The organism is uncultured Nisaea sp. (assembly GCF_963974195.1).
Lineage (GTDB): Bacteria > Pseudomonadota > Alphaproteobacteria > Thalassobaculales > Thalassobaculaceae > Nisaea.
In genome coordinates, this window is the sequence record NZ_CAXBDC010000057.1 from 1 (window position 1) to 20278 (window position 20278).

Sequence of the window (20278 nt, forward strand, 5' to 3'; positions counted from 1 at the left end):
CCGTCACCGCGTCGGTAACGATCGCGCTGACGAAGACCGCTTCAGCGGCCGTCGATCCAGAGACGGCCTTCATCTTCAACACGCTGTCATTCCTGATGCACGGGTTCCTCGTGATGTGGATGGCGGCTGGTTTCTGCATGCTTGAGGCGGGCCTGGTCCGCACCAAGAACACGACGATGCAGTGTGCCAAGAACATCACGCTCTATTCTGTCGCTGGCCTGCTCTACTGGCTCGTCGGTTACAACCTGATGTACATGGACGTTTCCGGCTTCATGGGATCCTTTGCGATCTGGTCCGGTGCCGACGATGTCATCACCGCCGACGGCTTCACCGGTGACGGCTCCGGCTACGCCGCGGCTTCCGACTGGTTCTTCCAGATGGTGTTCGTGGCAGCGACCGCTTCCATCGTCTCCGGCACGGTTGCCGAGCGCGTGAAAGTGTTCCCGTTCCTGATCTTCACGGTCTTGCTGACCGGGATCATCTACCCGATCCAGGGCTCCTGGACCTGGGGCGGCGGTTGGCTCAGTGAAATGGGCTTCTCCGACTTCGCCGGCTCCACGATCGTGCACTCCGTTGGTGGCTGGGCGGCTCTCGCCGGCGCCATCATCATCGGTGCCCGTACCGGCAAGTTCGGCAGCGACGGTTCCGTTCACCCGATGCCGGGTTCGAACCTGCCGCTGGCAACGCTGGGCACGTTCATCCTGTGGCTCGGCTGGTTCGGTTTCAATGGCGGCTCCCAGCTCGCCATGGGTTCCGCTGCTGACGTTCGCGACATCGCGACCATCTATGTCAACACCAACATGGCCGCTGCGGCCGGTGTTGTTGCCGCGGTGATCCTGAACCAGATCATCTACAAGAAGCTTGACCTGACCATGGCGCTCAACGGTGCTCTCGGTGGTCTGGTCTCCATCACCGCCGAGCCGCTTGCCCCGAGCATCGGTACTGCGGTGCTGGTCGGTGCCATCGGCGGTATCCTCGTCGTCGTCGCCGTTCCGCTTCTCGACAAGCTGAAGATCGATGATGTGGTCGGTGCGATCCCGGTCCATCTGGTTTGCGGCATCTGGGGCACCATTGCGGTGGTCCTGTCGAACGGTGACGCCAGCTTCACCACCCAGATCATCGGCATTGTCGCTGTTGGCGCCTTCGTGGTGATCACCAGCGCCATTGTCTGGGGTGTTCTGAAGCTGACCATCGGTCTCCGGGCCAGCGAGGAAGAAGAATTCCTCGGTCTGGACCGCGCCGAGTGCGGCCTCGAAGCCTATCCGGAATTTGGCGGCGGCTCCGGCCGGGTCTGATCCGAGACACGACTTTCTGAACGGGCCCGGATGGCAACATCCGGGCCTTTTCTTTATTTAAAGCAATATTTTATATGATTTTCGAAACATCATGCACGAACCCGCAAAATTGTGAGGTTTTGCATTAAAGTTGCCCCATAACTGTCCGGCTTCTATTATAGAATCGAATTTAAACACGAAAAGTTCGCGCCGGAAATCCGGGCGGGCAGGGCAGAACCGATGATAAACCCGGCGCTTCAACCGCTTAGCGACTATACCTTTGCGCGTCTGAACAGGATGCTGGACGGCATTGAGCCGGCTGCCGGCAAGCGTCCGATTCTGCTTTCCGTGGGGGAGCCGCAGATCCAGCCGCCGGCTTTCGTGAATGAAACCATCGCCGCCAGCGGCCATCTCTGGAACAAGTACCCGCCTCCAAAGGGCGATCCGGCCTTCCGGACTGCCGTGACGGACTGGTTGACGAAGCGCTATGGCCTGCCCGCATCGATGCTCGATCCGGAGCGCCACGTGACCTCCATCTCCGGCACCCGCGAAGCGCTCTATCAGCTCGGCTTTCTTGCCGTGCCGGAGCAGAAGAATGGGAAACAGCCGGTCATTTTGATGCCGAACCCGCTGTATCATTCCTATCGCGGAGCGGCCATGGTCGGCCGTGCCGAGCCGGTCTACATGAACGCCACGCCGGAAAATGATTTCCTGCCGAAGCTGGATGATATTGCGCCGGAGATCCTGGAACGGACGGCGCTCTGCTTTCTTTGCACGCCGACAAACCCGCAGGGCCGTGTTGCCTCGCTCGATTACCTGAAACGGGCGATCGAACTGGCCCGCGAATATGATTTCATGCTGGCGGTGGACGAATGCTATGCGGAGATCTATCGCGGCACCCCGCCGGCGGGCGGGCTGCAGGCGGCGGCGGCGCTTGGCGACAGTCTGCGGAACATTGTGGTTCTGCATTCGTTATCGAAACGCTCAAGCGGGCCGGGGCTGCGTTCGGGCTTCATGGCGGGGGATCCGGAGCTGATCCGCCGGTATGGCGAATACATCATGTTCGGAAGCGCCTCGACACCGTTGCCGATCCAGCATGCCGCCACCGCGCTCTGGAAAGACGAGGCCCATGTCGAGGCCAACCGGGCGCATTACGCGGAGAATTGGCGCATCGCCACGCAGGTTCTGGGCAACAGGAAGGGCTATCACGAGGCGGAGGCCGGGTTCTTTGTCTGCATGCCGGCCGACGATGCGGAAGCTCTTACAAAACAGATCTGGCGCGAGCAGGCGGTGAAGATCGTGCCGGTGGGGCTGATGGCGCGTGAAGATGCCGACGGGGTCAATCCGGGCGACCCCTATGTGCGTATCGCCCTTGTCTATGATGCGGAGACGACTGAGGAAGGCCTGCGCCGGATTGCGCCTTATTTTTGAGGCGGCCGGTGGTACGGGGGAGAAGCAAAGCCATGAGCGCATCGACGAAAACTGCTGGTAACGGGTCCGCGGGGGGAGGATTTCTGCCCGAAAGTGCCCGCCTTTACCTGCGCCGCCGTGCCGCCGAGCTTTCCGGTCTGGCGCTGATCCTGGCCGCCGGTCTCGGGGCCGCGCTGCTGCTGAGCTATATGCCGGGCGATCCGTCCCTGAACGCCGCCGGCTCTGGCAATGCCGCGAACCTGCTTGGCCCGGTCGGCGCTCTGGTCGCCGATGTCATGGTGCAGACCATCGGTCTGGTAAGCGCGGTTCCGGTGTTGCTTTTCGCCATCTGGGGCTGGCGCGTGATGACCCATCGTCCGCTGGCGCGCGTGGCCTTGCGCATTGCCCTTCTGCCGTTCGCCCTGATTGCCGGGTGCCTGGCGCTTGCCGTGCTGCCGGTGCCGGAAAGCTGGCCGCTTCGGGCCGGGCTCGGCGGGGCCATCGGGACGCTCGCTCTGACCAAGATTTCCGCGCTCGGCCTGTTGTCGGCGTTTGATGCTGCCTGGATCGGCCTCGTATCGGGTGTCACGGCGGTTTGCCTGCTGCTCTGGACCTTCGGGGCCTCCTGGGGCGAGTGGCTGTCCCTGGCGCGCGGCGCGGGCCGTGGTGTCGGCACGGCGGCCGCGCTTGGAGCAAAGGGCGGTGCCCTTGGCGGCCGGGCTCTGGGGAGCGGTCTTGAAGCCACGGCGAGCCTCGCCCGCAAGGGCTTCGACTCCGTTGGCCGGAAGGAGCCGTCCCTGTCCGGCAAGGCGCTGGATGAAAGCCCGCGCCTTTCGTCGAAACCGAAGCGCGTGCCGGAAGTTGAATCCTCGACCCCGGTGCTGAAGGCCGAACCCGATGCCGCTCCGGCGCTGCGCAAGGCGAAACCGGCAAAGCCCGCGAAGGTGGAGCAGAAGAGTTTCGATCTCGGCAATGCGGGAGATTATGAACTGCCGGCAATGGAGCTGCTGACCGAGGCGGCCGAAGGCGTGGCCGGACCGCCACCCCAGGCACTGCACGAAAATGCCAGGATGCTTGAATCCGTCCTCGCCGATTTTGGCGTGAAGGGGGAGATCGGCAAGATCCGGCATGGTCCGGTGGTGACGCTCTATGAGCTGGAGCCCGCGCCGGGCACCAAATCCTCCCGCGTCATCGGCCTTTCGGACGATATCGCCCGTTCCATGAGCGCGGTGTCCGTCCGTGTTGCCGTGGTGCCGGGCCGCAACGTGATCGGCATCGAGCTGCCGAACGCGCGCCGGGACACGGTTTATCTGCGCGAAATCCTCGAATCCGATCCCTATGAGCGCTCCGGTGCCAAGCTCGGCATCGCGCTCGGCAAGGATATCGGCGGCACGCCCGTCGTGGTCGATCTTGCCCGCATGCCGCACCTGCTGATCGCCGGGACCACCGGCTCCGGTAAGTCGGTCGCGGTGAACACCATGATCCTGTCCCTGCTGTACCGGCATTCGCCGGAAAGCTGCCGGATGATCATGATCGATCCGAAGATGCTGGAACTCTCCATCTATGACGGCATCCCGCACCTGCTCTCGCCGGTCGTCACCGATCCGAACAAGGCGGTGGTGGCGCTGAAATGGACCGTGCGGGAGATGGAAAGCCGCTATCGTGCCATGTCCAAGCTCGGCGTGCGCAATATCGACGGCTACAACGCCCGTCTCGCCGAAGCCCGCAAGAAGGGCGAGGTGCTGAAGCGCCGGGTGCAGACTGGTTTCGATAGCGAAACGGGCAAGCCGGTGTTCGAGGAAGAACCCCTCGACCTGACGGCGCTGCCCTATATCGTCGTGGTGATCGACGAGGTCGCGGACCTGATGCTGGTCGCCGGCAAGGATATCGAGGGTGCCGTGCAGCGCCTGGCGCAGATGGCCCGTGCCGCCGGTATCCATGTGATCATGGCAACCCAGCGTCCGTCGGTCGACGTCATCACCGGTACCATCAAGGCCAACTTCCCGACCCGGATCAGCTTCCAGGTCACCTCCAAGATCGACAGCCGGACCATTCTGGGCGAGCAGGGCGCCGAACAGCTCCTCGGCCAGGGCGACATGCTCTACATGGCTGGCGGCGGCCGTGTGACCCGTGTGCACGGCCCGTTTGTCAGCGACGAGGAGGTCGAGGATGTGGTCCGCCACCTCCGCGCCCAGGGCGAGCCGGAATATAACGACAATGTCACCGAGGATGACGGCGAGGGCGGCGGAGACGGCGGCTTCGGCGATCTCTCCGGCCTCTCCGGCGGCAACACGGATAGCGGCGACGCGCTCTACGACCAGGCCATCGCCATCGTCGCCCGCGAACGCCGGGCCTCCACCAGCTTCATCCAGCGCCACCTGAAGATCGGCTATAACCGCGCCGCGACCCTGATCGAGCGGATGGAAAGCGAAGGCGTGGTCAGCCAGGCGAACCATGTCGGCAAGCGTGAAGTGCTGGTGCGGAACCCGAACGAGGAAGAATAGGGAGCGCCTATCCGCCGCTCCCCAAAAAGCGGTTTCCCGGACTCCGATCCGGGGTCTTTTGCAGACAACACTCAGCCTTATGATCGTAAAGGTCCCGGCTCGTTGGCCGGGATAACGGTCGTGGGTGCACTCTGCCTTGGAATTGCCGCTTGCAAGCCGGGCGGGTGCCTGCCATTTCAGATCACATGAAAAAGTTTCTTGTCCTTGCCGCTCTGGCGGTTTCGCTTTTGGTTTCGCAGCCGTCGCACGCCGCCCCGCTCAGCGCGGAAGACAAGGCCGACCTGAAAAAAATCGAGGCCTATTTCAACGGCATCACCACCTTGCAGGCGCGCTTCCTGCAGGTCGCCAGCACGGGCGCCACGGCGCAGGGCATTCTCTCCCTGAAGCGGCCGGGCCTGATGCGGTTCGAGTACGACGCGCCGTCCCCCATCCTGCTGGTCTCCGACGGCACCTGGCTGGTGTTTCAGGACAATGAGCTGGAACAGACCACGCATGTTCCGCTCGGCAGCACGCCGCTCTCGGTACTGGTCGAGGACCCGGTGGACTTCAAGACCGGTCTTGAGGTTCTGGACGTGGTCCGCAATCCCGGCGTGATCCGTCTGCTGATGCGGATGCGGGACGATCCCGAGGCAGGCATGGTGCAGATGGTGTTTTCCGACGCGCCGCTTGCCCTGCGGCAATGGACCATCACCGACGCCCAGGGTGTCGAAGTGAAGGTGGCGCTGCTGGAAACCCGGCGCGGGATGACCCTGAAAGACGATCTGTTCAAGCCGCAGGATTTCGAAGGCGATACCTTCGTCGACAAATAGGCGGTGATCTCAGCGGTTGTTTCTGAACGGCAGAACAATCAGCGGGACAGCCTCCTCATCGCTCCGCCCTTCCACCCCGATCTTCATTTCCGCCGTCCTCGCCGTCGCGCTGCGTGAGCGGAACACAAGATCCCACCAGCTGAAAATCGTCGCATAATTCGAATCCGTATCCGCCCGGATCGCGTGGTGATGCACCCAGTGGATCGACGGGGTGACGATGATGCGGGCGAGCGCGGCTTCGAGTTTTTCCCCAAGCTTCAGATTCGAGTGGTGGAACAGGGCGGACAGAATCACCAGCGTCTCGAAGACGATGACCGAGGTGAAGGGGATGCCGAGCAGGATGATGATCGCGGCGCGGGCACCGGCACTCAGCAGCACCTCGCCGAAATGAAAGCGCACGGCGGAGCTGACATCGAGGAATTCGTCCAGATGGTGAACCTCGTGAAAGCGCCACAGGAACGGGATTTCGTGGTTCAGCCGGTGCCACCAGTAAATCAGCATATCGAGTACGAGCACATCCGCGATCAGGCCCGGCCCGCCGGTGAGCCAGTCGGGGCGCCAGCCGAGCGCATGGTTGGCGGCCCAGAGCGAGACCGGGATCACGATCAATGGCGAGAGGGCGCTGTTCATGAGCCAGAGCACGGCATTGCGGATCACACGAGCCCAGCCGCCCTGGCGCGGTGCGGCGGGGAGCCATCGTTCGGCGGCGAAGAGCACGGCAATCCATGCAAGGATCAACACGCCCTTATGCTGCACTAGCTGTTGCGTGGTGTCGTTCATGGAGCGAATATGGCAGGCGAATTCCGGCGCCGCCAGTTGCGCGCCCTCACAGCCCGGAGATCCGGGCGTTACCAGTCATGAGCCGAGGAGCCTTAGATGCTGTCCGTTCCGAACCTGCCCCTGATCGGTGTCACTGCCTGTCATCTGCAGAGCGAGGACCATTCGACGCAGAAGGTCTCCGAAAAATACGTGAGCTGCGTGCCGACCCCGGTTGGCGGCCTGCCGATGATCATTCCGGCGCTGGAAGCGGGCGCGCTGGATCTGGACAGTCTGGTGGCCCATCTCGACGGATTGCTGCTGACCGGCAGCCCTTCCAATGTAGAGCCGCATAACTTCAATGGCCCCGACAGCGTCGAGGGTACCGAGCACGACCCGCGCCGCGACGGCGTTACCCTGCCGCTGATCCGCAAGGCGATCGAGGCGGGCGTTCCGGTGCTCGGGATCTGCCGGGGGATCCAGGAAATGAATGTCGCCCTCGGCGGCACCCTGCATCAGCGCATCTTTGACATGGAAGACCGGTTCGATCACCGCATGCGCCGGGATGTCGCGTACACGCGCAAATACCGCCCGGCCCATGAAATCCGCATAACCGAAGGCGGCAAGCTTGCCCGCATTGCCGGGACCGATACCGCGCTGGTCAACTCGCTGCATGCCCAGGGCATTGATCAGCCGGGCGACGGCGTGGTTGTGGAGGCGGTCGCGCCGGACGGTATCGTCGAGGCGATCAGCGTGCCCGGCGCCAAGGCATTCGTGCTCGGCGTGCAGTGGCACCCGGAATGGCCGGTTCCGATCGAGGGGCTGAACAAGAAAATCTTCGAGGCTTTCGGCGATGCCTGCCGGGCCCATCTCAACGCCCGTCTCGGTCTCGCCACCGCAGCCGAATAACCCTCAACTCCCCGAACCGAAAGACAGAGTGATGCGGATTGCCACCTGGAACATCAATTCCGTGCGCCTGCGCCTGCCGACGGTGCTGCGTTTCCTGCAAGAACAGGCACCCGACGTGCTCTGCCTGCAAGAAACCAAGACCGAGGACAAGACCTTCCCGGCAGAGGCGCTGAAAGACGCGGGATATGTCCATCAGGCGATCCGGGGGATGAAGAGCTATAACGGCGTCGCCGTTGTCTCCCGGGTGCCCTTCACGGACGAGGGCCAGCGCGACTGGTGCGGCAAGATGGATTGCCGCCACCTCGCGGTTCGTCTCGACGGCGGGCCGGAAGTGCATAATTTCTATGTACCGGCGGGCGGTGACGAGCCGGATCCGGCGATAAACGACAAGTTCGCCCACAAGCTCGACTTTCTGGCCGAGATGCAGAGCTGGTTCGGGGCCGAGCGCAAGGGCAGTGATCCCATGGTGCTGGTCGGGGATCTTAACATCGCGCCGCTGGAGCATGATGTCTGGTCCCACAAGCAGCTGCTGAAAGTGGTCAGCCACACCCCGATCGAGGTCGAGGAGCTGGGCAAGCTGCAGGCCGGACTCGGCTGGGTTGATGCAGTTCGCCATTTCGTTCCCGAAACGGAAAAGCTCTATTCCTGGTGGAGCTACCGGTCGAAGAACTGGGAGCTGGCCGACAAGGGCCGCCGGCTTGATCATGTCTGGGTGACGGAACCGCTGAAAAACCGGCTGAAATCTGCGGCCGTGGTGAAAGCGATGCGCGGCGGCGAAAAGCCGTCCGACCATGCGCCGGTGATCGTCGATCTGGATTAAAGCCCTTCCGTTTTCCCGGACTTGATCCGGGACCTGTCGAAGGAGCGTTATGGCCTCAAGGTCCCGGATCAAGTCCGGGAAAACAGTGAACTCACCCGCAGGCAGGCGTCTCCGGCAGAGCGGCAATTAACGGCGCCGCCGGATCGAAAAGGTTGGCCGCTTCCGACGGGCGCACAGTGTTTCCCCCGAACATGCCATCAAGCAGCCAGCCTATATCGCCGGGTGCTGAGCGGGCGTTTATCACCCGCTCCGGCAGGATGGCTTTCCAGGTGTCGCCATCCGGCGATGCGATCCGGAAATCGAAGACGAAACTCGGCGTCACACCCATTCTGAGATCGGCGATCCGGAGTCCGTTCTCGTCCCTGAAGACACGGTAATAGCCCTTCGAGAAAGCCGCGACGGCGGCAGCGCTGGGGATCGTATCCAGACAGGGAGCACCGTCGGCGAGGCGCGGGTGGGCATGGATGCGGGCCGCGTCCAGGCCGGCAAGAAGCGGTTGATAGACATTGTAGTAATGGCTGCCATCGATCGCGATGGTGCGCCAGAACAGGGTGTTGAAGGGCATCGGCGTGGCCAATACCTTCTCGGCCCTGATCCCGGCATTTGCGAGAACATCCCGGGCCTTTCCGTCGGCAATCTGCTGCGCCACCAGGGACCAGCCGAGATAGAGAGTGGAAAGCGCGAGGGCCACCGCCGTCACCCGCCCGATCTTCGCCGACCAGTCCCGCCGCAGCAGCGCCCAGACGGTGGCGACGGCCAGCGGCAGGGTATAGAGCGGATCGATGATAAAGATGGACCCGGTGCCGTAGGGCGTATTCGTCAGCGGCCATAGCAGCTGGGTGCCATAGACCGTCATGGCATCGAGCAGCGCGTGGGTGGCGAGGCAGAGGAACACGGTCAGATAGGCCGTGACGCGGTGCTCCCGAAGACCGCTGAAAACCCGCATCAGGCCTTCGGCGATCAGCGGTGTGAGCGCGGCATGCACCAGCAGGGAGTGGCTCCAGCTTCGATGCAGGATGAAATCGCTTACCGCATCGCCATGGCGCACCAGCACGTCGAGATCGGGCAGGGTGCCGAGGCCCGCGCCCAGCAGGGCAGCCTTGCGGGGGCCGATGCGGCGCCCGGAGACGGCAACGGAGACGGCCGCGCCGAGCACGATCTGGGTCAGTGAATCCAACGCTCTTCCTCGCGTAAATGGCGCTTTTCTGGCTGTGACATGCGTCTTGTTGCGACCCGGTTCAACCCGCCGGGGCTAACCGATCCGGTAGAGGTGGATACGGCCGGGCTTGATCTCTTCCGGCAGATCGGCGGCTGTCCAGCGCGGCAACGTTACCGGCTGGTCGCTGACAACCACAGCGCCGTCGGCCAGCAACGCATCCACCAGAGGCGCGATTTGCGCCGCCAATGCGATGCTCGCCGCCTTTTCGCCGGTGCCGATATCGAGATGGGCCAGCAGCACGGTCTGGCCGAGCGCCTGCCGTGCCGTGACCAGCGTTTCGCGGAAATCGCCGAGGAAAATCCGGTCATCCGCCGGGATGCAGTCCGGATGCGCGGCGATTTGCCGGTCGAACACATAGAAGGGGCGCTCCGGCATCAGGGAGCGCAGATGGTCGAAGGTCCGGCCATTGCCGAGACCGAGTTCTATTGCATTTCCGGAATGATTTTCGATGGCCGAGACGGCCCATTCGAGACTCAGCTTCTGCGCCTGCAAGCGGCGGATGGCACTGTCGAGACGGCTCACGGGCTGCTGCTAGTTTCCGTTGTCGGAAAGTGCGGCGCGGAGCTGGACATTGGTCTGCTCCAGGCGGGCCGCCAGCTCACGCATGATCTCGACCGCGATCAGCGGGAAATCGGTGACGAGGCGGAAGAACGCTTCCTTGTTGATCTTCAGGGTGGTCAGGGATTCCTTGGCCTGTACGGTCGCCGTGCGCGGCACATCGCACAGAATGGCGATCTCGCCGACCACGTCGCCCTTGCTGAGCTGGGCCACCTCGACCATGCCGTTCTCCGTCTTGATCAGCACCGAGGCGGTACCGCCGATGATGATATAGGCGGCATCGCCGGAATCCCCCTGATTGAACAGCACCTGCCCGTCCGCATAGACCAGGCGCTCGGAGGTGAAGGCGAGAAGTTTCAGCTTCGATGGCTCGATCTTGGCGAAGAGCGGGATGTTCTTCAGGAGCTCGACTTCTTCATTCAGACTCATGGGTGGACCCTTTGTCTTACCGGTTCCGGATTATTCCTCATCGAGTAATCCCCGGAACACGGTCCCTTCCTTGTCGAGAGTATCAAATGTGCCGTCTTCGATCACCCGGCCGCCGCGCATTACCAGAACACGATCGAACGGTTGCGCCAAGCGGGCGCGCTGGGCAATGAGAATAACCGTCCGGTCGCCGGCCTCCTTCAGGATGCGGGCCACGGTTGGCGCCTGGACCCCGGAATCGAGGGTCGAAACCGCCTCGTTCAGGATCAGGATATCCGGCCGGCGGAGTAACATGCGGGCAATCGCGACCTTTTGCCGCTGCGGTGTGGTGAGGCGGGAGCCGGCGATACCCGCCTCCGCTCCCAGGCCGATCTCGATAACCGTATCGCGCAGCCCCTCGGACTCGATGACTTCCGCCAGCACCGAGCCGACCCGGTTACCGGCGTCGGCCTGTCCGTAGGCGATCTTGCCGAACAGGATATTGTCCTGCACCGAGGCGGCAAGATTGAACTGATCGACCGAGAAGAACTCCAGCGCGGACCGCTGATCTTCCGGCAACCCTTCGCGGAAAGCCTTGCGGGCTTCGAGGATCCGGTCTTTCAGATCCTCCTCGATCATGCCGAGGCGGTGCCGGGCCGGGATCAGCTTGAACGGCAGATCGAGGAAACGGTTCCGGTCCTCCGGTCCCATTTCATCCAGGCCAACCCTGTCGGCCCGCTGCACCAGTGTCTGATAATCCGGCAGCTCGTCGGCCGAGATGAAGGCATATTGCGCGAAGAATTCATGATCGGGCGGCAGATCCTTGAACAGCTCGACCATCGTTGCCGCCACGTCGCGGCCGATCCGGACAAAATCCTCGGTCAGGCCAACCTGGTCGAGAACAGAGCGGACATAGGGATCGCTGGCGAGGCGGTCGAGTTTGAACTGCTCACCGACCGGCGTGCCGAACAGCAGGTTCTCGGCCACGCTTGCATTGGTGTTGAACTTCTCCGCATCGAACGGCTCGACCAGAGTGTCGAGATCCAGTTCCCCGAGACGGGAACGGAGCTTTGCCCGGGCTCCGAGGATGCGCTGTCCGGTTTCGTCGCGACTGGCCAGATCAAGGGAGCCGCGCAGCCCGAAAGCATAGACCTCGTCTTCAAGGCCGACCACGCGCAGCAGGTCGGCGAGGCGCGCATTCAGGCGGTCTTCCTCGACGCCAACCGCCTGGTAGTCGACCCAGTTGGCTGAAATCGGGTCGAGCGAGTTTCCGGATGCTTCCGCGGCTTCGCGCTGGCCGGGGGAATCCGGATAGCACTCGGGGTCCGGATCGCCGTGCGGAACATGACGGGCGCCCAGCAGCATATTCTCGCGGATCGTGCTGGAGAATACGAAAGCGCTTGGCCCGACATAGCCGATCCGCCGTCCCGTGACGGCCTCCGGCAAGCCCGCGATGTCGATCCCGTTCATGGTGATGCTGCCGGATGTCGGTAACAGCAGGCGCGCCGCCACCATTGCCAGGAGATCCTTGCCGCCGCCGCCGGGACCCGCAATCGCGACTTTTTCGCCCTGCTTGATCTCGAAGGTGACGTTTTCCAGCAGGACTTCGCCATCGTCATCCATCAGGCCGAGATTGCGCAGCGCCACCGGTCCAGCCAGCGAAACCGGCTCTTCCGGCTCCTCCAGCTGCTGGGCTTCGGTCAGGCTGCCCGCCGTGTCGAACTGCTCGATCACCTGATCGTACTTGATCCGGGAATCTTCCTTGCGCTGGTAGTAGCTCAGCAATTCCTTCCAGGGCGCGGACAGATCCTTGTAGGCGGCCAGAATGGCAACCAGAGCCCCGAAGGTGAGATCCCCCTTGATCACCAGCACGCCGCCGATCGAATAGAAGAAGAATGGGGTCAGCTGGGCGATGAAGTTATTCAGGAACTTGATGAAGAATTTCCGCCGATAGATCTCGTAGCGGATCGTGTAGATCTCGCCCAGACGGGCCGTGAAGTTGGCGAGTGCGAAGCGCGCCGTATTGTTGGCGTGGATCTCCTGAACGCCGGAAATGCTCTCGCCAATCCGATCCGACAGTTTGCGGACAGCCTTTACCCGCTCCTTGCCAAGCTCGTTCACCCGGCGCTGCAGCTTCGGAATGATGTAGCCCTGGACCGGATAGAGCGCGATTGCGGCGGTGCCGAGGATCGGATCCTGCACGAACATGAAGACCAGAATGGTCAGCAGCGTGCCGCCCTGAAAAGCCGGCAGGGAGACCGCATCGCCGATGAAGCCGCCAAGCGGCTCGACCTCGGCGGTGATCATCGGAATCACTTCGCCCTGGCTGACTTTTTTGAAATGCGGCAGCGGGAAGCGCAGGACCCGGGCATAAAGGTCATAGCGCAGACGCCGCAGCATGCGCTCGCCAAGCTGCCCGCGAAAGACGTTGATATAGTATTTGAAGCCCCCATTGACGCAGACGAGGGCGAGGAAGATCACGCTCAGCAGCAGCAGGTACGGGATTTGGTCGAGCTGATACCCGAACAGGTCGCGGGGAAAGTCTTTTCCGCCGATGGCCTGGTTGATGATGGTTTTCGGAAGGTCGAGAGAATAATAGAGAAAAGGGAAAGAGAGTCCGGTCAGTACAAGAAGGAAGATCTGTTCTTTCTTGCTGTGCCGGAGGATGAACCGGAAAATCGTAGGTTCCATGCGGTCCGTCAGCCTATGCAGGTTGGCGATGTCGGCAAAAATCGTTTGTGCGCAAAACAGTAACCGAACAGTGTCATAACGTAAATGCGGGTTAGTCCAAACTGGTTTTGCCACAAGTAACACTGTGGCATAGTGATAAAAAAATGGGGATATGCGTGGGGATCAAACCCGCGGTTCAGCGGGGCCTTCAGCTTTCAAGGCCGATGTGTGAGTGGATGAGCGTTTGACGTACGCTGTTAGCAACAAACGCGGCCCGAAACGTGTGCTGATGTACAGCCACGATACAATGGGGCTGGGTCACCTCCGGCGTTGCCGGGCAATTGCGCACTCTTTGGTGGAACGGCAGTCCGACCTGTCCGTGCTGATTCTGTCCGGGTCGCCGATCATAGGCAGTTTCGATTTTCGCACGCGCGTCGATTTCGTCCGCATTCCGGGCGTGATCAAGCTGCGCAACGGCGATTACACCTCGCTCAATCTGCATCTGGATATCGAGGATACGCTGAATCTGCGCTCCTCGATCATCAAGCATACGGCGGATGCGTTCGACCCGGATCTCTTCATCGTCGACAAGGAGCCCTGGGGGCTGCGCGGCGAGGTCCGGCCGACCCTGGAGATGCTGAAGGAGCGCGGAACACCGCTGGTGCTTGGCCTGCGTGACGTCATGGACGAGCCGGAAAAGCTGCTGCCGGAGTGGGAGCGCAAGAACGCGGTCGAAGCCCTGCGCGATGTCTATGACGACATCTGGGTCTATGGCCTGCAGTCTGTCTGCGATCCGTATTCCGGAATGCCGATGCCGGACTCCGTGCAGGCCAAGACGTCCTATACGGGCTATCTGAAACGCAAGGTGCCAAGTCACGTGCACCCGATCATGACGACGGATCTTGAAGACCCGTTCATTCTTGTCACGGCCGGTGGCGGTGGCGATGGCGACGGGTTGATGGACTGGGTTCTCAAGGCTTACGAAGCGGATGCGGATCTTCCGTACCGCGCCCTTCTCGTGCTTGGACCGTTCATGCCGGCGGAGTTGCAGAATGACTTCATGGAGCGGGCCGCCGAGCTCGACCGGGTCGATGTCATCACTTTCGACTCACGCATCGAGAGCCTGATGGCGCGCGCGGCGGGTATTGTCGCCATGGGTGGTTACAACACTTTCTGCGAGATACTGTCCTTCGACAAGCGGGCGCTGATCGTGCCCCGGACGGAGCCGCGCATGGAGCAGTATATCCGCGCCGCCCGGGCCGAAGAGCTGGGGATCACCGCCATGCTCGTGGATGACGGCGAGCGTGACCCGGATGTCATGTCGGAGGCGCTGCGGCGCCTGCCCAGTCAGCCGACTCCGTCGGAGACGATGGAATCCGGTTTGCTGGACGGGCTTGAAGAGGTCAACCGGCTGGCACAGAACTGGTTGTATGGGCAGGGCCCCACCGCCAAGGTCGCCGTGCTCCGACGGGAAGCCTGAGCCAGCGTCCGGCTCGCGGACAGGCGTCACATTGGTTCAGCAGGTTATGGTAAGATCACAGACGAGCGTTCCGACGGCCATCGTTCTGAAAGGCTATCCGCGTCTTTCGGAAACCTTCATCGCGCAGGAAATTCTCGAGCTGCAGCGCCTCGGGCTCGATTACACCATCATTTCCCTGCGCCATCCGACGGACACGGCCAGCCACCCGGTGCATGGCAAGATCACGGCCGGGGTCAATTATCTGCCGGAATATCTCTATCAGGAGCCTTTCCGGGTTCTGAAAGCCTGGTGGAAGGCCCGCCGGATGCCCGGCTATGGCGCAACTTTCCGTCTCTGGCTGAAGGACCTGAAGCGTGATTTTACCCCGAACCGGGGACGCCGCTTCGGCCAGGCACTGGTGCTGGCAACCGAGCTTGATCCGAAGTTTCGCCATATCTATGCGCATTTCCTGCACACGCCGTCCTCGGTCGCCCGCTATGCGGCACTGATGAGCGGGCGGAGCTGGTCCGCCTCGGCGCATGCCAAGGATATCTGGCTCTCGCCGGAGTGGGAGAAGCGCGAAAAGCTGGCCGATGCGGCCTGGGCCGTGACCTGCACCCGCTATGGCTTTGAGCATCTGGATTCCCTCGCGCCCGGCAAAACCAGACTGGTCTATCACGGTCTCGATCTCTCCAGTTTCGCGCCTGGTGGCGAGACTGTTGTGGAGCGTGACGGCGCCGGTGAACCTGTGCGTCTGCTTTCGGTCGGCCGCGCGGTCCCGAAAAAAGGGTTCGACCAGCTTCTGGATGCGCTCGCCCGGCTTCCGGAAGAATTATCCTGGCACTGGACGCATATCGGTGGCGGCAAGGAGCTGAAGGCGCTGAAGGGTCAGGCGGAGGGTCTGGGGCTTTCCGGGCGTATCACCTGGCGGGGGGCGGCGGCGCAGAGTGAGGTGCTTGAGGCCTATCGCAACTCCGATCTCTTCATCCTGCCGAGCCGGATTGCCGAAGACGGGGATCGGGACGGGCTGCCGAATGTGTTGATGGAGGCGCAGAGTCAGGGGCTTTGCTGCCTTGCCACGGATGTGTCCGCCATCCCGGAGCTGATGGAAGACGGTGTCACCGGCGCCCTTGTTCCGCCGGACGATATTGCGGCTCTGGCGAAGGCGGTGGAGGAACTGATCCGGAAGCCGGCTCTCAGGGCGCGGTATGGGGCGGCCGGGGAGGCCAGGGTCCGCAGCCGGTTTGATCATCTGACGGCGATAGGAACGCTGGCGGCGTTGCTTGGGCTTGCTGCGGGGGCTGCCACGGGAACGGACGAAGCAGCGTGAGGATCGCTTTCCACGCGCCGCTGAAATCCCCGGATGCGCCGACACCCTCCGGAGACCGGCGCATGGCGCGTTTGCTTATGGCCGCTCTCCGTTCCGGTGGACATGACGTGTTCCTCGCCTCTCGCCTGCGCAGCCGGGACGGCAAGGGCGATGCGGACCGCCAGGCCCGGCTCGTCCGGTTGGGCTCGCGTTATGTGGACCGGTTCGTGAAATGTTGCGAGTCCGGAAAGATTGTGCCGCCGGACCTCTGGTTCACCTATCACCTTTATTACAAGGCCCCCGACCTGATCGGGCCCGGGATCGCGGCCCGGCTTGGCATTCCCTATGTGGTCGCCGAGGCGTCGAATGCCCCGAAACGGGCGGCGGGACCGTGGGCGGATTCACACCAGAGGGTTCTGGAAGCGCTCGGTCAGGCCGCGCTCGCCATCGGCTTCAACAGCCGGGACAAAGACTGTGTGGCGCCGTGCCTGGGGCCGGCCGGCCGGTATCTTGAGATCAGGCCGTTCCTCGATGGCCTGCCCTATCCGGAGGATTCTGGCGCCGGAACGGCGTTGCGATCGCAGCGCGGGATCGCGGCGGATGTCCCGCTGCTGCTTGCCGTCGGCATGATGCGGCCGGGGGTGAAAATCCAGTCCTACAAAGTGCTTGCCGATGCGCTGTCGCGGATCCCGCCGGAGCGGCCGTGGGCGCTGGTCATTGCCGGTGATGGAGACGGCCGGCCGGAGGTCGAGGCCTGTTTCGCGCCGCATCGGGACCGCGTTCATCTGCTTGGGGCGGTAGATGCTGCGCAGCTCCAGGCTCTCTATCAGGCGGTGGATATCTTCGTCTGGCCCGCGATCAACGAAGCCTACGGCATGGCACTGCTGGAGGCCCAGGCCAGCGGACTTCCGGTGGTGGCGGGCGATGTCGGCGGGGTGCCGGATATCGTCAGTGATGGCGTAACGGGCCTGCTTTCCGCCGAAGGTGACAGTGCCGCATTTGCCGCGAACCTCGATCGGCTGCTTCTCGATATGGATCTTGCGCACACATTTGGTGCGGCGGGCCGGGAGCAGGCCAATCGAAACCATAGTCTCGAAAGCGTCTCGGTGCAGCTGAGTGCCGCGCTGGAAGCCTTGCCATGCTGATCGGGTTCCTGCGGCATGGGCCGACTGTGTGGAATGCCGAAAAACGGCTGCAGGGCCGGACCGATACCCCGCTTTCCGCAGAAGGCCGGGCACAGGTAGCCCGCTACCGGCTTCCGGAGGCGTTCCGGCTGGCACCGGCCCTGATCTCACCGCTTCAGCGTGCCCGGGAGACAGCCTCACTGGCGGGATGCGTATCCCTGGAAGAGGAGCCACTTCTGACGGAGATGCACTGGGGGGATTGGGAGGGCCGGCGGCTTGCCGAGCTCAGGAATCAACTCGGATCCGAAATGAAAGAGAACGAGGACCGGGGCCTGGATTTCCGGCCTCCGGGCGGCGAATCTCCGCGCGATGTGCAGCTCCGGCTGCAGGCGTTCTTCAAACAGCTTCAGGCCCGGCAGCCGGTGCCGGATTGCTGCCTCGCCGTCACCCACAAGGGGGTGATCCGCGCCGCGCTGGCCCTCGCCTGGGGCTGGGACATGATGGGAAAGCCGCCGGTCCGGCTTGACTGGTCGGCCATGCATATGGTCCGTCTCGACCCGGACGGGGAGATCCGTCCGGATGCAATGAATGTGAGCCTGCTGTCATGACGGATACCCGGCCCAAGACACTTTTTCTCTATGTCCAGAACCTCCTGGGCATTGGCCACCTGCGCCGTGCGGCCGCAGTCGCGCAGGCGGCGGTCGCCGATGGTTTCGAGGTGCATTTCGTCTCCGGCGGCATGCCGGTTCCGCATCTGGATATTGGCGGTGCGATCCTGCATCAGCTGCCGCCCGTGCGTGCCGTGGACAGTCTGTTCAAGGTTCTGGCGGATGAGAACGGCCGGGAAATCGACGATGCATGGCGCGCTGCCCGGCGCGACACATTGCTCGCCCTGTTCGAGGAAATCCGCCCCGACATCGTCTTCACGGAGCTGTTTCCCTTCGGGCGGCGGCAGATGCGCTTCGAATTGCTGCCGTTGCTCGACCGGGCCAAGGCGGCGGACTGGCAGCCGAAAATCGTCTCTTCGATGCGGGATATTCTGGTCACCAAGCCGCGCCCGGACCGGAACCGGGAGATCGTCGAAACCGTCGACCGGTACTACGACATGGTGCTGGTGCATGGCGATGAAGCGGTCATCAGCCTCGCCGATACCTTCCCGATGTATGACGAATTGACGCCTCCGGTCCGCTATACCGGCTATGTGCTGAACCCGATCGATATAGTGGGCAATGAAGCCGGTGACGGCACGGGAGAGATCGTGGTCTCGGCCGGTGGCGGGGCCGTTGGCGGGGATATCATGCGTGCGGTGGCACAGCTTCGCCCCGCTCTTCCCTTTGCCGACCGGACATGGCGCTTTGTTACCGGGCCGCACATGCCGGACGAGGCAGCACGCGAGATTGAAACGCTGGCCGGACCGGGAGTGATCGTCGAGCGCAGCCGGCCCGATCTGGCTGCGATCATTTCGAGAGCGTTCCTTTCTATTTCTCAAGCCGGCTACAATACGCTGGCCGAAGTGCTGACGGCCGGGACGGCGTCCGTGGTGATCCCCTATGAGGGCGGCGTCGAGACCGAGCAGCGGGTCCGCGCGGATCTGCTGGCGAAGCGCGGACGTCTTGCCGTGGTGCCGGAAGATGCCCTGACCCATGACGCGCTTGCGCAGGCGATGCAGCAGGCGGTGGCGGGCCGTGAGGTGGGTGTTTCGGGCATTGATCTTGATGGCGCTGCCGGAACGGCGCGCATTCTCAGCCAGTTGCTGGAGCCGGCGTGACCGGGACCGGCACTCTCCTGCGGGAGCTTGATCGCTGGGATGCGGAGGGGCTGACCGCCACGATCTGGTGGCGGGACGATGACCTGCAGCGCCCGACCCCGGCATTGGAGCCGTTGCTTGCCATGGCGGAGGCGACGGAATGGGTTCCGGGGCTGGCAGTTGTGCCGGAAGGCGCTGACATGGGCGGGCTGGCGGCGCGTCTTGCGGGGGCCGGCACGGAACTTCTGGTGCATGGATTTGCTCACCGGAACCATGCGGCGGACGGTGAAAAGAAGTGCGAATTCCCGGCCTCCCGCGCGCTGGATGACAAATGCGGGGATGCGCGCGCGGCCCTGAGCGCCTTGCGCGACGCATTTCCGGAGCTTCTGCTTCCCTGTTTTGTGCCGCCCTGGAATCGTATTGCAGCGGATCTGGTCGAGGCGCTTCCCGGATGCGGTTTCAGGGGGCTTTCGACCTTCGGCCCGCGGCAGGCATCCTCGGCCGTGCCGGGCCTGCGCTGTGTGAACACCCACAGCGATGTCATTGACTGGCGCGGTACGCGTGAATTTGTCGGTTCGGGTGCCGTGGCGGCCGCTTTGGCGGCGCATCTTGAAGCGCGCCGTACGGGCCAGGCCGACCCGGCGGAGCCGAGCGGACTTTTGACGCATCATCTGGTAATGGTGGGCGAGGATTGGCGTGCGCTTGAGGCTTTGATGCTGGAGGTGAAGTCCCATCGGGCCGTCGAGCTGATTGCGCCGCATGACTGTTTTTTACCTGTAGAGGATCTGGGATGAGCCTGCACGGATACAAGAAAGGCGCGGTTACGGGGGACTATGTGCGCGGCGGCCTTGGGTTCGCGGTTACCGCCTTTCCGGTCGCCTTTGCGCCGATGCTTGGAACCTTCCAGATCGTCTTTTTGCTGATCGCACTGGTCTTCGCCGGCTTCATCGTCAAAACCTGGCTCCGGGCGCAAACCAGGTACGAGGTCGATGACGACGGCATTCAGGCGCAGGGCCCCTTGAGCAAGACCATCAAATGGTCGGAGCTTGCTGTGCTGGATCTGCGCTATTACTCGACCCAGAAGGAGAAGAACTCGGGCTGGATGCATCTTGTCCTGAAGGACCGGAATGGCGCGAAAATCAGCCTGGAATCGACGCTTGACGGTTTTGAGACCGTGCTTGAGCATGCCGCTTCCGCTGCCAGGCAAAACGGTCTTGGACTAACCCAGACGACAACGGATAATCTGGTGGCCGCAGGGATAAACACGGGGCTGGCCGCAAGGGATCAGTAGGATGCCGGCGGATC

At 62.9% G+C, this 20278-nt stretch carries 18 protein-coding genes; 13 read left to right on the plus strand and 5 right to left on the minus strand.

The features are described 5' to 3' along the window. The 4 genes from AAC126_RS13390 to AAC126_RS13405 all read left to right on the plus strand — a co-directional run. On the plus strand, positions 1-1295 hold a 1295-nt coding region (locus tag AAC126_RS13390), incomplete at its 5' end, for an ammonium transporter (protein ID WP_339854123.1). A 219-nt stretch (positions 1296-1514) separates the two neighbouring features. After that, a complete protein-coding gene (locus AAC126_RS13395; protein WP_339854124.1) occupies positions 1515-2705 on the plus strand; it encodes an aminotransferase class I/II-fold pyridoxal phosphate-dependent enzyme in 1191 nt (396 codons plus the stop codon). Positions 2706-2737: 32 nt separating this feature from the next. Further along, positions 2738-5188, plus strand: a complete 2451-nt coding sequence (locus AAC126_RS13400; RefSeq protein WP_339854125.1) for a DNA translocase FtsK 4TM domain-containing protein — start codon at positions 2738-2740, stop codon at positions 5186-5188. A 185-nt stretch (positions 5189-5373) separates the two neighbouring features. Next, positions 5374-5997, plus strand: a complete 624-nt coding sequence (locus tag AAC126_RS13405) for an outer membrane lipoprotein carrier protein LolA (protein WP_339854127.1) — start codon at positions 5374-5376, stop codon at positions 5995-5997. A gap of 9 nt (positions 5998-6006) precedes the next feature. Here AAC126_RS13405 and AAC126_RS13410 read toward each other — a convergent pair whose 3' ends face one another. Next, on the minus strand, positions 6007-6777 hold the full coding sequence (locus AAC126_RS13410; RefSeq protein ID WP_339854129.1) for a sterol desaturase family protein: 771 nt from the start codon (positions 6775-6777) through the stop codon (positions 6007-6009). A gap of 96 nt (positions 6778-6873) precedes the next feature. On the opposite strand from AAC126_RS13410, the gene AAC126_RS13415 reads away from it, so the two are divergent. After that, positions 6874-7662 (plus strand): gamma-glutamyl-gamma-aminobutyrate hydrolase family protein, encoded by a 789-nt coding sequence (locus AAC126_RS13415; protein WP_339854130.1) that lies wholly within the window; start codon positions 6874-6876, stop codon positions 7660-7662. A gap of 31 nt (positions 7663-7693) precedes the next feature. After that, positions 7694-8482 (plus strand): exodeoxyribonuclease III, encoded by a 789-nt coding sequence (xth, locus tag AAC126_RS13420; protein ID WP_339854158.1) that lies wholly within the window; start codon positions 7694-7696, stop codon positions 8480-8482. A gap of 91 nt (positions 8483-8573) precedes the next feature. Here xth and AAC126_RS13425 read toward each other — a convergent pair whose 3' ends face one another. The 4 genes from AAC126_RS13425 to AAC126_RS13440 all read right to left on the minus strand — a co-directional run bounded on the left by AAC126_RS13425 (position 8574) and on the right by AAC126_RS13440 (position 13355). Next, positions 8574-9659: a metal-dependent hydrolase gene (locus AAC126_RS13425; protein WP_339854131.1), complete on the minus strand. Its 1086-nt coding sequence runs from the start codon at positions 9657-9659 to the stop codon at positions 8574-8576. Positions 9660-9734: 75 nt separating this feature from the next. Continuing rightward, complete coding sequence (locus AAC126_RS13430; protein WP_339854132.1) at positions 9735-10223, minus strand: class I SAM-dependent methyltransferase; 489 nt, start codon at positions 10221-10223, stop codon at positions 9735-9737. A 9-nt stretch (positions 10224-10232) separates the two neighbouring features. Further along, positions 10233-10688, minus strand: a complete 456-nt coding sequence (locus AAC126_RS13435) for a cyclic nucleotide-binding domain-containing protein (RefSeq protein WP_339854134.1) — start codon at positions 10686-10688, stop codon at positions 10233-10235. A gap of 30 nt (positions 10689-10718) precedes the next feature. After that, positions 10719-13355, minus strand: a complete 2637-nt coding sequence (locus tag AAC126_RS13440; RefSeq protein WP_339854135.1) for an ABC transporter transmembrane domain-containing protein — start codon at positions 13353-13355, stop codon at positions 10719-10721. Positions 13356-13578: 223 nt separating this feature from the next. On the opposite strand from AAC126_RS13440, the gene AAC126_RS13445 reads away from it, so the two are divergent. The 7 genes from AAC126_RS13445 to AAC126_RS13475 all read left to right on the plus strand — a co-directional run bounded on the left by AAC126_RS13445 (position 13579) and on the right by AAC126_RS13475 (position 20264). Then, positions 13579-14814, plus strand: a complete 1236-nt coding sequence (locus tag AAC126_RS13445; RefSeq protein ID WP_339854136.1) for a glycosyltransferase — start codon at positions 13579-13581, stop codon at positions 14812-14814. A gap of 46 nt (positions 14815-14860) precedes the next feature. Next, a complete protein-coding gene (locus AAC126_RS13450) occupies positions 14861-16123 on the plus strand; it encodes a glycosyltransferase family 4 protein (protein ID WP_339854137.1) in 1263 nt (420 codons plus the stop codon). A gap of 62 nt (positions 16124-16185) precedes the next feature. Then, a complete protein-coding gene (locus AAC126_RS13455) occupies positions 16186-17247 on the plus strand; it encodes a glycosyltransferase family 4 protein (protein ID WP_339854138.1) in 1062 nt (353 codons plus the stop codon). Beyond that, on the plus strand, positions 17241-17834 hold the full coding sequence (locus AAC126_RS13460; protein WP_339854140.1) for a histidine phosphatase family protein: 594 nt from the start codon (positions 17241-17243) through the stop codon (positions 17832-17834). Before AAC126_RS13455 ends, AAC126_RS13460 begins: the two co-directional genes overlap by 7 nt. Next, a complete protein-coding gene (locus AAC126_RS13465) occupies positions 17831-18994 on the plus strand; it encodes a glycosyltransferase (protein WP_339854141.1) in 1164 nt (387 codons plus the stop codon). Before AAC126_RS13460 ends, AAC126_RS13465 begins: the two co-directional genes overlap by 4 nt. Continuing rightward, complete coding sequence (locus tag AAC126_RS13470) at positions 18991-19767, plus strand: polysaccharide deacetylase family protein (RefSeq protein WP_339854143.1); 777 nt, start codon at positions 18991-18993, stop codon at positions 19765-19767. Before AAC126_RS13465 ends, AAC126_RS13470 begins: the two co-directional genes overlap by 4 nt. Continuing rightward, complete coding sequence (locus tag AAC126_RS13475) at positions 19764-20264, plus strand: hypothetical protein (protein WP_339854146.1); 501 nt, start codon at positions 19764-19766, stop codon at positions 20262-20264. The genes AAC126_RS13470 and AAC126_RS13475 overlap by 4 nt, the downstream gene beginning before the upstream one ends. Positions 20265-20278: the final 14 nt, after the last annotated feature.